At 66.3% G+C, this 11,155-nt stretch carries 11 protein-coding genes; 3 read left to right on the top strand and 8 right to left on the bottom strand.

All coding sequences use genetic code 11. From position 1 onward, the window contains the following. Positions 1 to 7: 7 nt before the first annotated feature. Entirely contained in the window at positions 8 to 388 is a 381-nt protein-coding gene (locus EL388_RS08265) for a SirB2 family protein (RefSeq protein WP_126462248.1), read from the top strand. Position 389: 1 nt separating this feature from the next. Here the strand turns inward: EL388_RS08265 and EL388_RS08270 are convergent, their stop codons facing one another. Next, positions 390 to 2,744 (bottom strand): DNA internalization-related competence protein ComEC/Rec2, encoded by a 2,355-nt coding sequence (locus tag EL388_RS08270; RefSeq protein WP_126462251.1) that lies wholly within the window; start codon positions 2,742 to 2,744, stop codon positions 390 to 392. 108 nt (positions 2,745 to 2,852) lie between these two features. Here EL388_RS08270 and EL388_RS08275 point away from each other — a divergent pair, with 108 nt between their 5' ends. Further along, positions 2,853 to 3,362, top strand: a complete 510-nt coding sequence (locus EL388_RS08275; protein WP_197721764.1) for a DUF2062 domain-containing protein — start codon at positions 2,853 to 2,855, stop codon at positions 3,360 to 3,362. Between the two features lie 3 nt (positions 3,363 to 3,365). Here EL388_RS08275 and EL388_RS08280 read toward each other — a convergent pair whose 3' ends face one another. The 5 genes from EL388_RS08280 to EL388_RS08300 all read right to left on the bottom strand — a co-directional run bounded on the left by EL388_RS08280 (position 3,366) and on the right by EL388_RS08300 (position 7,138). Next, positions 3,366 to 3,860: a PilZ domain-containing protein gene (locus EL388_RS08280; RefSeq protein WP_232019226.1), complete on the bottom strand. Its 495-nt coding sequence runs from the start codon at positions 3,858 to 3,860 to the stop codon at positions 3,366 to 3,368. A gap of 59 nt (positions 3,861 to 3,919) precedes the next feature. Then, positions 3,920 to 4,627 carry an ABC transporter ATP-binding protein gene (locus EL388_RS08285; protein ID WP_126462260.1) on the bottom strand — a complete coding sequence of 236 codons (708 nt, stop codon included), beginning with the start codon at positions 4,625 to 4,627 and terminating at the stop codon, positions 3,920 to 3,922. After that, positions 4,620 to 5,873 (bottom strand): lipoprotein-releasing ABC transporter permease subunit, encoded by a 1,254-nt coding sequence (locus EL388_RS08290; RefSeq protein ID WP_197721765.1) that lies wholly within the window; start codon positions 5,871 to 5,873, stop codon positions 4,620 to 4,622. Before EL388_RS08290 ends, EL388_RS08285 begins: the two co-directional genes overlap by 8 nt. After that, the gene (locus EL388_RS08295; RefSeq protein WP_126462263.1) at positions 5,870 to 6,289 is read right to left on the bottom strand and encodes a secondary thiamine-phosphate synthase enzyme YjbQ; all 420 of its coding nucleotides are present in this window, start codon (positions 6,287 to 6,289) and stop codon (positions 5,870 to 5,872) included. The genes EL388_RS08290 and EL388_RS08295 overlap by 4 nt, the downstream gene beginning before the upstream one ends. Positions 6,290 to 6,358: 69 nt before the next feature. Further along, complete coding sequence (locus EL388_RS08300; RefSeq protein ID WP_126462266.1) at positions 6,359 to 7,138, bottom strand: DUF2189 domain-containing protein; 780 nt, start codon at positions 7,136 to 7,138, stop codon at positions 6,359 to 6,361. Between the two features lie 178 nt (positions 7,139 to 7,316). On the opposite strand from EL388_RS08300, the gene EL388_RS08305 reads away from it, so the two are divergent. Next, entirely contained in the window at positions 7,317 to 8,261 is a 945-nt protein-coding gene (locus EL388_RS08305) for a hypothetical protein (protein ID WP_126462268.1), read from the top strand. A 3-nt stretch (positions 8,262 to 8,264) separates the two neighbouring features. On the opposite strand, the gene EL388_RS08310 is transcribed toward EL388_RS08305, so the two are convergent. Continuing rightward, the gene (locus EL388_RS08310) at positions 8,265 to 8,870 is read right to left on the bottom strand and encodes an SAM-dependent methyltransferase (RefSeq protein WP_126462271.1); all 606 of its coding nucleotides are present in this window, start codon (positions 8,868 to 8,870) and stop codon (positions 8,265 to 8,267) included. Positions 8,871 to 8,959: 89 nt separating this feature from the next. Then, a complete protein-coding gene (locus EL388_RS08315) occupies positions 8,960 to 10,783 on the bottom strand; it encodes a GGDEF domain-containing protein (protein ID WP_232019070.1) in 1,824 nt (607 codons plus the stop codon). Between the last annotated feature and the right edge of the window lie 372 nt (positions 10,784 to 11,155).

An 11,155-nucleotide genomic window follows, 5' to 3' on the forward strand; every position in this document is an offset into this window, starting at 1 on the left:
GGCCCTCATGGACTACCTCGCCCTGCGCAACCTGCACCTTTTGACCGTCGCGGTCACCCTCGCCCTGTTCCTGCTGCGCGGCTACTGGATGCTGCGCGACTCGCCCCGGCTGCAGGCCAAGTGGCTGAAGATCGCGCCGCACACCAACGATACGATCCTGCTCGCCGCCGCCATCGGCATGCTGGTGGTAGCCGAGGTCAATCCGTTCGACCAGCCCTGGCTGATCGCCAAGATCGCAGGCCTCTTGGCCTACATCGGTCTCGGCACCGTCGCCCTGAAGCGGGGCAAGACCAAGGCCGTGCGGATCAAGGCCCTGATCGCCGCGCTCGGTGTATTCGCCTACATCGTCGCGGTGGCGCTGACCAAGCAGGTCGTACCCGGCCTGTAATTCAGCGATCGAACCAATAGCGCCGGTCGGCCTCGCGCGCCGAAACCGGTTGGATACCCTGGCCATCCAAGCGCAGCGACACCGCGCCGTCGCGGTCGGTGCGCAGCACCGTGGCGTTCAAATCGAGGTAACGCCGCACCACCTCCGGCTTGGGGTGGCCGAAGCGGTTGCGATGACCGACCGGGATCACCACCCAGCGCGGCTGCACGGCGGCGAGAAACGCCGGCATCGACGAGGTGCCGCTGCCATGATGGGGGGCGATCAGCACCTCGGCCTGCAATCGTTCCGGCACCCGCTCCAACAGACTCATCTCGCCCAGCCGTTCGATATCGGCCGGGATCAGCACGGCGCCGTGCCGTGTTGCCACCTTGAGCACGCAGCCACGGTCGTTGTCGCGGTAATGGCCGTTGCGGTAGTGGTTCGCCGTCGGATGCAGCAGCTCGAAGTGCACACCATCCCACGTCCAATGCTGGCCGGCGATGCAAGGCCGGGCCTGGCTTACCTGCCTCAGCACGTCCTGGCCCAATGGGCTCACCCATTCGGCCGGCAGGCCGGCGAAGGAGGCCAGAGCCCAACCAGGCCGGTGGCTGGCAGCCAGACTGACGGCACCGCCGCTGTGATCGCTGTCGTCATGGCTGACGATCAGGCCGTCGACCCGGTTGATGCCCTGGGCATAGAGATAGGGTGCGACGACGCGGCTGCCGGCGTCCTCGCCCGAGGCGTAGTGCGGCCCGGCATCGAACAGCAGGACATGGCCGGCAGTGCGCGCAACGATGGCCAGGCCCTGGCCGACATCGAGCACATCGAGCCAGAGCTCGCCCTCGCCTGGCCGCTCCAGGCGGGGAAACAGCAATGGCAACATGAGGACAAGCCCCAGCCAGCGGCCCGGCAGGCCGCGCGGCAGGATCAGCAGCACCGCGCCGAGCAAGGCCAGCAGCAAGGCCCAGCCGTTCGGTGCCGCGCCATGCCAGACCGGTTGCGGCAGGGCATCCAGCCAGACCAGGCCCTGCATCACCGCGGCGATCACGCCATGGGCAAGCTGGGCCAGCCAGTCGACAGGCAGCACCGAGGCCAGCAATACCAAGGGCACGGCCAGCCAGCTGATCAGCGGAATGGCGAAGGCGTTGGCCAACGGGGAGATCAATGAGACCTCATGGAAGATCAGGAGCAGCGCCGGCAGCAGAGCAAGGCCTACTGCCCACTGTGCCGCGAGCCAGGTGCGCCAGGCGGCCATTTGGCCCAGGCGGCCCTGGGCCGCGAGCAGCAGCGCCGCAACCGCGCCGAAGGACAGCCAGAAACCGGGCGACAAGGCCGCCCAGGGGTCGATGGCGACGACGGCGAACAGGGCCAGGGCCAGCACCGTCGACACCGCCATTGCCACATCAAGCCAGCGCACCAGTGCAGCGGCAGCCAGCATGTACAAGGTGCGCTGGGCCGGGATACCGAAGCCGGCCAGGGCGACATAGGCCGCGGCCGCCACCAGGCCGAAAGCGGCGCCGGCCTTCTGCGCCGGCAGGCGCAAGCTCAGACCTGGCAGCCGGCGCCAGAGCAGCTGTGTTAACCAATAAGTCAGAGCGGCGAACAGCGTGACGTGGAGGCCGGAGATCGACATCAGGTGCGTCACCCCGGTATGGCGGAACAGCGTCCACTGGGCATCGGGGATGGCGTTCTGGTCGCCCACCGCCAGGGCGATGGCGATGCCGGCATAGGCGTGATCCATCAAGGCCGTCTGCAGGCGGCCACGCAGTACCTCGCGCGTCCGGTCCAACCCCGCGCGCGCAGCACCGGCACAGCCAGTCATGGCCAGTGGCTCGCCGACCAGATGGCCGGTCGCCCGGATACCCCGCTCAAGAAGCCAGGCCTCGTAGTCAAAGCCACCGGGGTTAACGTTGCCATGCGGCCGGGCTAGCCGGGCAGTCAGTCTCAGACAGTCGCCACCCTGCACGGCAATCAGCGGCGCAGCCTCATCGAAGCGGTAATGGCTGAGCATGATCCGCGCTGGCACCTGCCCTCTTGGGGCCGACGCCGTCTCGACCTGGAAGATGAAACGCTGGCCGCGCGGAGTGAGTTCCGGCAGGCCGATCACCCGCCCCTGCAGCACGATATCGCGACCTTGCCAGGCTGGCGCCAGTTGATCGGCCAGACGCGATTCCGCCCGCCAGGCGGCGTAGAAGAAACCGATACCCGCTGCCAGCACTAGCAAGACCATGGCCCTCGGCCAGCGCCATCGGGCCGGTAGCCAGGCCGCAGCCAGCGCCAGTGGCGGCAACAACCACAGCCAGCGGAACTCCGGCAGGCCGGCACGGGTCTGCAACCAAGCCGCACCCAAGGCAAAGCCCAATGCGATGGCACGCATGTTTTGCTTTTGTTAACCTCCCGCCACTGCCCAGTTTTTTTGGGTCTAATGTTTTTACGACCGATGCCGCGCAAGCACTTCAGAAGATTTCTGCCGACGCACCAAGCCGTGCATGAACACCGGCACCTGCGCCATTTCGGCCCGCTGCTCAAGCACCACAACCTCTGGCACTTGAACCGCAATTCGGTGGCCGGCGGCGTCGCCGTCGGCATGTTCGCCGGCCTCATCCCCGGCCCGGTGCAGATGCTGATGGGCGCCATCCTGGCCATCGTCTTCCGGGTCAACCTGCCGGTGGCCATGGTCACCACTTGGTACACCAACCCCATCACCTGGGGCCCGCTGATCCTGGCCGCCTACGCCCTCGGTTCGCTGGTCACCGGCGAGCCCATGGGCAGGGTGACCGACTTCGAATTCGACTGGACCGGCGGTGACTGGAGCCAATTCCTGCCCAGTCTGTATCACTGGTTTCTCGGACTGGGCGAGACCTATGTCATCGGCAGCCTGATCCTCGGCGCCATCCTCGCCGCCCTGGGTTATGGTGCGGTGCAGCTCGCCTGGCGACTGTATCTGCTGGCCTACATCAGGCGACGCAGGCGGCGCGCATCAACGCCGCTCTGATGCTCAAACGCTGTCGGGATCGAATACCTGCTTGAGCTTGCCGCTCTTGATGATGGCTTGCAGCACCTTCTCCGCATCGCCGTGGTATTGCTTGAAGCTGACGCCGACCCGGAAGCTGTTGTTGGCCAGGTTGGAATAGACCACCCGCCCAATCAGTTCCAGGATCAGCGGCGATTTGCCGTTCGGCTGCGGAATCTCCAGGTAGACGTGGTAATCCTGCTTGGCCGGCACGTTGGCGTCGCTGATGATGGCGGCCCCGGAGAGCGAGATGTTGTCGGTCTTGCCCAGGTAACGGACATTGCCGTCGACCGGATTGACCAAAGCCGCCCGCCAATGCACCAAATAGCGCGCCTGGGTCCGGCGTTCCGGGGCCGCAGGTTTATGGAAGGCCACCTCTTCCCGAACCGGTGCCGTCGGTGTCTTGACCTCGGGGGCCTTGGCTTCAGCCGCCTCGCCCCCCGCTGCCGGCTCGGCTGGCTCCAGCTTGTCCTCAGCCATGCTCACGCTGATCTCCCATATCGCTTGTCTTGCACGAACTTACCTTATCACGGCCGCATTCAAACCGTCATCCGCACCAGCCCGCCATCGCTCAATTGCAGCACCCGCTGCATGCGGCCGGCCAGGTTCGGGTCGTGGGTCACCACCAGGAAGCTGACCCCATGCCGCTCGCTCAGGTCGAGCAGCAGTTGCTGGATATGCTCGGCGGTATGGCGGTCGAGGTTGCCGGTCGGCTCGTCCATCAACACGCAGGCCGGTTGCGTCACCAGGGCGCGGGCGATGGCGGCACGCTGGCGCTCGCCGCCGGACAGCTCGCCCGGCCGATGGCCGAGCCGGTGCGCAAGGCCGACCTCGACCAGCAACCGTTCGGCCTCGGCGAAGGCGGCCGCAGGTTCCGCGCGGCGGATGATGAGCGGCATGGCCACATTCTCCAGCGCGCTGAACTCCGGCAGCAGATGGTGAAACTGGTAGACGAAACCAAGCGCGCGGTTGCGCAGCTCGCCGCGGGCCACCTCGCCCAGGGCCCAGATGTCCTGGCCCTGCACCGTGACCTGGCCGGCATCCGGGCGGTCGAGGCCGCCGAGCACATGCAGGAGCGTGCTCTTGCCCGCGCCCGAGGCGCCCATCACCGCCACCCGCTCGCCGGGCTGGATGACAAGCTCGATCCCCGACAGCACCGGCACCTCCAGCTTGCCCTGCCAGTAACTCTTCTTCATGCCGGTGCAGGTGAGCACCGCTTCACCGCTAACCGCTGCCTGCTCATTCATAGCGGAGCGCCTCCGCCGGCTGGATGGTCGCCGCGCGCCGGCTCGGGTAGAGCGTGGCCAGGAAGGACAGGATCAGGGCGACGCCGCCGATCCAGGCCACGTCGGACCAGACCAGCTTGGACGGCAGCTCGGAGATGTAATAAACGTCGGCCGGAAACAAGTCCATGTGCAACGCCCGCTCGATCAGCGGCACCACGGTTTCGACGTTGAGCGCCAAAAGCACGCCACCGACCACGCCGAGCAGGGTGCCGATCACCCCGATCAGGCTGCCCTGGACCATGAAGATCTGCATGATGCTCGCCGGGCTGGCGCCCAGGGTGCGCAAAATGGCGATGTCGGCCTGCTTGTCGGTCACCGCCATGACCAGGGTGGACACGATGTTGAACGCGGCCACCGCCACGATCAGGGTCAGGATGATGAACATCATGCGCTTCTCGATCTGCACCGCGCGGAAAAAATTGGCGTGGCTCATGGTCCAGTCGCTGATGTAGTAATCGCCCTGCAGGCTGCCGGCGAACTCGCGGGTCAGCCAGGGCGCGCGGTCCATGTCGGCCAGTTTGATGCGCAGGCCGGACACGGCATCGCCCAGGCGGTAGAGCTTCTTGGCGTCATCGAGGTGGATGAGCGCGAGACCGGCGTCGTATTCGTACATGCCCATCTTGAACAGACCGACCACGGTGAACTGCTTCATCCGCGGCAGCATGCCGGCCGGGGTGATCACGCCCTGCGGCGCGATCAGGGTGACCGGGTCACCGACACCGACGCCCAGGCTGTAGGCCAGTTCGGCGCCGAGCACGATGTTGAACGCACCGGGCTTGAGATCGGCCAGGCGGCCGGACTTCATGTGCGCATCGAACTCGGCCACCCGCCCTTCCATCTCGGGCAGCACGCCGCGCACCAGGCCGCCCTTGGTCTCCGAGCCATAGGCGAGCAGGCCCTGGCTCAAAACATAGGGGGCGAGGCCGCGCACTTCCGGGTGCCGCTCGACCTGGACCGCCAGGGCCGGCCAGTCCGTGAGCCGGGTATCCGGGCCGGTGATCTCCATGTGCGCGGCCACGCCCAGGATGCGGTTGCGCAGCTCCTCCTGAAAGCCGTTCATCACCGAGAGCACCACGATCAGGGCCGTCACGCCCAGGGCGATGCCGATCATCGAGGTCATGGAGATGAAGGAGATGAAGTGGTTGCGTCGTTTCGCCCGGGTGTAGCGCAGGCCGATCCAGAGTTCGTAGGGTCGAATCATCGTCATTGGCCGATCAAATGCGCCGCCACCCGCCGCCGCTGCGGCTCGCGCCGGTGCTCGAACAGATAGATGCCCTGCCAGGTGCCGAGCGCCAAACGGCCGCTGGCGACGGGGATGGACAGCTGGGTCTGGGTCAGCGCGGCGCGGACATGGGCCGGCATGTCGTCCGGGCCTTCCAGGGTGTGGCGGTAGATCGGGTCATTCTCGGGCACCAGCCGGGAGAGAAAGCGTTCCAGGTCGCCGCGAACATCGGGGTCGGCGTTCTCCTGGACCAAAAGGCTGGCCGAGGTGTGCTGCACGAACAAGGTCAGCAGCCCCTGATCCACACCGCACCGGCCGAGCCATCCGGCCACCTGATCAGTAAAGGAATACAGCCCCTTGCCGCGGGTGCTGATCTGGAACTGGCTGGAGTGCTGTTGCATGCCGCGATTGTAACTGGTGTGGGCGCAAAAAAGCCGGCCGAAGCCGGCTTAACGGACTGGACGGTTCGCCTATTCGGCCTGCACCAGATCGCGGTAGGCGTGCCAGCTGGCATGGCCGAGGAGCGGGAAGATGACGACCATGCCGACGAACAGGGTGGCGATGCCGAGGGCGGTCAGGGCGACGATGATCGCGGCCCAGACCAGCATGGGCACGAAGTTCTGGCGGACCACGGTCAGGCTGGTGATGACGGCGGTGACCACGTCGACCGTGCGGTCCATCATCATCGGCAGCGAGATCACGCTGATGGCGAAGACCAAAGCCGCCAGGACGGCGCCGAAGCCGACATAAGCGGCGACGAACTGCCAGTGCTCGGCGGCCCAGAGCACGCTGAAACTGAACGGGCCAAGGCTGACCACGTCGCCGCGCAGCATGAGGGCGACCAGGATGGCCGACAGCCGCTCCCAGCCGCTCAGGATGAAGGCGAGCAGCAGGCCGAACAGGCCGATGGAGGCGGCGTTGTGCCGGATGCAGGCGAAGGCCTTGTCCTCGCCTGCCGCCTTGTCCTCCAGCTTGCAGGAGATGCCGTAAAAGCCGATGGCCAGGAACGGCGCGATCAGCAGGAAGCCGGCGGTCAAGGCCATGGCCAGATGGCTCTTGTAGAGGAAATGGCTGACCACGGCATAACCGAACAGCGAGAACACCATGCCCAGGCTCATCGACAGCATCCAGTTGCGACCGAAGTCGCCCAAGCCTTCGCGCAACCAGGTGAACGGCCGCGACCAGTCGACGCGATAGACGCAGGGCAGGGCAATGTGGGGGCTGGTGGAACAGACGGCAGTACGGTTCATGACACTTCCTCCTCGACGTTGGGGTGGTGGGTCCACCCGAGTAATGCCTGAAAGGCTTCTTGATTCGAGTTCAGCTTAATGTCGGCTCCGACCGAAATGCAACCACCCCATTCGCGGTATTTCCATACCAAGCCTGGCGCGGCTTTGCGCCACCTCTAGTGCCGTTTAAACTCGGCTTATGCTGCATCTGATCATTCCGCAACTTTTGGGCCACCCCGACGAGGTGCCCACCCCTGCCCTCGCCGCCCTGCTTGCCCGCGGCGGACCTGCGCCATCGCCCCCCGCCAGCCCGGCCGAGGCCCTGTGCCGGGCCGCAGGACTGGCGGATTGCCCGCTCGCCGCCCTCTCGGCGGCGGACGATGGCGCCGACATCGGTGACGCCTGCTGGCTGCGCGCCGACCCGATCTATCTGCATCTCAATATCGATCAACTGGTGCTGACCGACCCGCGCGGCCTCGGCCTCGGCTCGGCCGAGTCGGCGGCGCTGGCTGCCAGCCTCAACCGCCACTTCGCTGCCGACGGCCTGGAACTCTTGCCGCTGGCGCCGGACCGCTGGTATCTCAAGCTCGAGCGTGCCCCCGCGCTGCAGACGACGCCGCTGACGCAAGTCGTCGACCAGGGGATCGACCGCCACCTGCCGCGCGGCGCAGATGCGCGGCGCTGGCGTAGCGTGATGAACGAGGCGCAGATGCTGCTGCACGAACACCCGGTCAATCAGGCCCGCGAGGCCCAGGGCCTGCCGCCGGTCAACAGCCTCTGGCTCTGGGGCGGCGGCCGCTTGAATGCCGCCAGCCAGAGCCGCATCGCCTCCTGCTATGCCGACGCGCCGAGCGCCCAGGCCCTGGCCCGCGCCTGCGGTCTGCCCTGCCAGGTGGAGCCGACCGGCCTGGCCGAACTCGGCCCGATCGGGCAGGAAACCCTGGTCGTTCTGAATGGATTGCGGACAACGCCAGCGAATGAACGAAGGGAACGCTTGCGCGACTATGAACGGCGCTGGTTCGCCCCCCTGCTGCGCGCCCTGCAGCAGGGCCGGGTCGGCGGCCTCGACTTGATCGGCACCGGCCCAAGACCGGTGCAGGTCAGCCTCGACCGCCGGGCCGCCTGGCGGATTTGGCGGCGGTAGAATCTACAGCGGCTTGCGCGCCACCAGGTCGATCAGCGCCGACATGCCATGGTGCTTGTAGCCCTCGCTGATGAAGTCGTCGTGGGCGAGCAGATGCTCGATCTCGAAACCGGCGAAGCCCTCGCGCAGGATCGCCTCGGTATACATGTTGTCGGCGCTGGACGGGCCGCCGGTGCCATAGCGCAACTGCTCGGGCCGATAGCCTTGCAGGATGAGCAGGCCGCCCGGCTTGAGCGCCTCGCGCATCCTGGCGAATAGGGCCGGGCGGCTGGCGGCGTCGACGAACTGGACGAAGATGGCGACGATGACGTCGTAGCGCTCGCGCCCCCAATCCCAATTCAGCAGGTCGGCCTGTTCGAACTCGATCGCCACCCCGCGGGCCTTGGCCAGGTGCCGGGCCTTGGCCTGGGCCACCGGCGAGAAATCGACGGCATGGACCTTGAGCCCCCGCTCGGCCAGCCACACCCCGTTGCGCCCTTCGCCGTCGGCCATGGCCAGCACCGTCTGGCCCGGCTGCAGCCGATGCCGCTGCGAGGCGAGAAAGGCATTCGGCTCGGTGCCATAGACATAGGCCTCGTCGCCATACACGCTATCCCAGAATTCACGCACACCACACCTCTCTGATTTGTTATGAATGGCCCGACCGGTTCGGGCAGGAGGCTGATGGTAATACAAGGCGGAAAACGGCGTGTTACAGCTCAGGCCACCTCGGCCCAATCGCGGCTGGCCGGCGCCGGCTCGGCATCGGCCTGCTGGCCGGCCTGACGCCGCTCGACGAACAGACTGCTGCCGTCTTCTTTCTTGGCCATCTTCTTGGCCTCGGCGGCGGCGCGCTCGACCTCCTGGCGCTGGCTGTATCCGGTCTGGCTCACCGGCACCGCGCCGATCGACAGGCTGACCAGGGGATGGAACACCATCTTGCCCCGGCGGTTCTCACTGAAATAACCGCCTTCGGCCAGGTGCTCGAACTGGAACAGCGCCGCGCGCTCGGCATCGAAGCGGGCGAGGATGCGCTGACAGCGCGCCTCCCAGTCTCGGCTCTGGAACAGGATGATGAAATCGTCGCCGCCAACATGGCCGAGAAAATCCAGGCTAGGGTCGCACTCCTGGCTCAGGATGCGGCCGAGCAGCTGGATGACGGCATCGCCCTTGCGATAGCCGTAGACATCGTTGAACGGCTTGAAGTGGTCGAGATCGAAATAGGCGGCGACGAACTCGGCGCCGGCCGCGAGCAGCCGGTCGGTGTGCTCGTGGATGGGCACGTTGCCCGGCAGCAGGGTCAGCGGGTTGGCATAGCGGGCCGCCACCACCTGCATCTCGGTGATCGCCCGCATCAGGTCGTAGCCGGAGCCCATGCCGCGATACTGGCCGTTCTCGGTGATGATGAAGCCGTCGGTGAAGGTCTGCTTGCCCTTCTTCACCACCAGTTCCGACAGGTCGGCGATCAGGGTGCCGATGTCGACCACCAAGGGGGCTTTTTCCATGAAGGCCGAGCACGGCTTCTTGCCGTAGAGCTCGCGGGTGTAGATGCGGGTGAAGCGGTCGAGCAGGAACGGTCGGGTCACCATGCCCACCGGCAGACCGCGCTCGACCACGGCCACGGCATGCAGGCCCTGGTGTTTTTGCAGCAGCTCCAGCACCTGCTCGCTCGGCGTCGACGGGCTGACCGCCGGCGCCTCGATCAGCAGCGTACGGGCACAGGGCTGCCTGGGCCGGCTCCCGGCCACGCTGGGGAACACGCTGATCTCGGCGCGGCCCAGGCTCCGCACGACATCCGGCGAGGGCACGGCCGAGGGCATCGCCAGCGGCCGGCCGATCAGATAACCCTGGACGAAAGCGACGCCGAGGTCTTTGACGATGGCCAGCTCCGAGGCGGTCTCCACCCCTTCGGCCACGATCTGGGCATTGGCGTTCTCCGCGATTTCCTGCATCGAGCGGACGAACTGCAGCTTCACCGGGTCCTGGTTCAGGCCGGAGATGAAATGCTTGTCCAGCTTGACATAGGCCGGCTTCATCTCCGACCACAGGCGCAGGCTGGAAAAGCCCTCGCCCAGGTCGTCCATGGCCACCTTGAGGCCGATGCGGCGCAGGGCCTCGCTCGCCGCCGCCAACTGGGCATAGTCCTCGACCGGGTCGCTCTCGGTCAGCTCCAGAATCAGGTTCTGCGGAGCGATGCCGTAGGCCTTCAAGACCGCGGACAGACTGGCCGGCTGGAAATACGGTTCGAGCAGGCGGCCCGGCCGGACGTTGGCGAACAACTTGCCCGACAGCTTGCGCTCGGCGAAATTCTGCAAGGCCGCCTCGAAACACAGCTGTTCCACCTCGGCCGACAGCCCGGCATGATCGGCCGCCCGCAGCAGGGCCACCGGCGAATGCAGCGGGCTATCCGACGGGCCGCGCGACAGGGCCTCATAGCCATAGATGCTGGCATCGCCCATGCCCATGATCGGCTGGAACAGGGTGGAGATGCGCCCATGTTCCAGCACATCGTTCAGTGCAACGCGCAGGTAGGCCAGGTTCACGATTCTTCCATCGACTCGATCCAAAGCCGGCCACTCTAGCGGTGACAATTGTCAGAATGATGACAAGCCGGGCACGCCACACTCTGCATTCGACCGGCACATGGCGGCGGTCCCGAATCCCCATGACCTATCCCGGCTGTGGTAGCGTGTATCGACATCGGAGCCGCGTCCCGCGCTCAGCGCTAGCCAAGCCCGGGCGCCTTGGGTATAACCAAACAAAAACAGTGGCTTATATCAGCCAAAAAAAGACTGGGTGGACTTCAAAACGACAGGAGCAATCGCCATGAGCAGACGTCGCCTCGACCTGGCCGCCACCGTGCATGACCAAGCCGGTCCTTGCCTTGCCCCGACCGCCCGCCCGGTTTGCCGCTC

The sequence above is a fragment of the Sulfuritortus calidifontis genome (genome assembly GCF_003967275.1).
In the GTDB taxonomy this organism is placed as follows: domain Bacteria; phylum Pseudomonadota; class Gammaproteobacteria; order Burkholderiales; family Thiobacillaceae; genus Sulfuritortus; species Sulfuritortus calidifontis.

Coding starts and splice junctions, on each gene's coding strand:
- EL388_RS08265 (WP_126462248.1), top strand. CDS start 8: ATGGACTACCTCGCCCTGCGCAACCTGCACCTTTTGACCGTCGCGGTC.
- EL388_RS08270 (WP_126462251.1), bottom strand. CDS start 2,744: ATGCGTGCCATCGCATTGGGCTTTGCCTTGGGTGCGGCTTGGTTGCAG.
- EL388_RS08280 (WP_232019226.1), bottom strand. CDS start 3,860: ATGGCTGAGGACAAGCTGGAGCCAGCCGAGCCGGCAGCGGGGGGCGAG.
- EL388_RS08285 (WP_126462260.1), bottom strand. CDS start 4,627: ATGAATGAGCAGGCAGCGGTTAGCGGTGAAGCGGTGCTCACCTGCACC.
- EL388_RS08290 (WP_197721765.1), bottom strand. CDS start 5,873: ATGACGATGATTCGACCCTACGAACTCTGGATCGGCCTGCGCTACACC.
- EL388_RS08295 (WP_126462263.1), bottom strand. CDS start 6,289: ATGCAACAGCACTCCAGCCAGTTCCAGATCAGCACCCGCGGCAAGGGG.
- EL388_RS08300 (WP_126462266.1), bottom strand. CDS start 7,138: ATGAACCGTACTGCCGTCTGTTCCACCAGCCCCCACATTGCCCTGCCC.
- EL388_RS08305 (WP_126462268.1), top strand. CDS start 7,317: ATGCTGCATCTGATCATTCCGCAACTTTTGGGCCACCCCGACGAGGTG.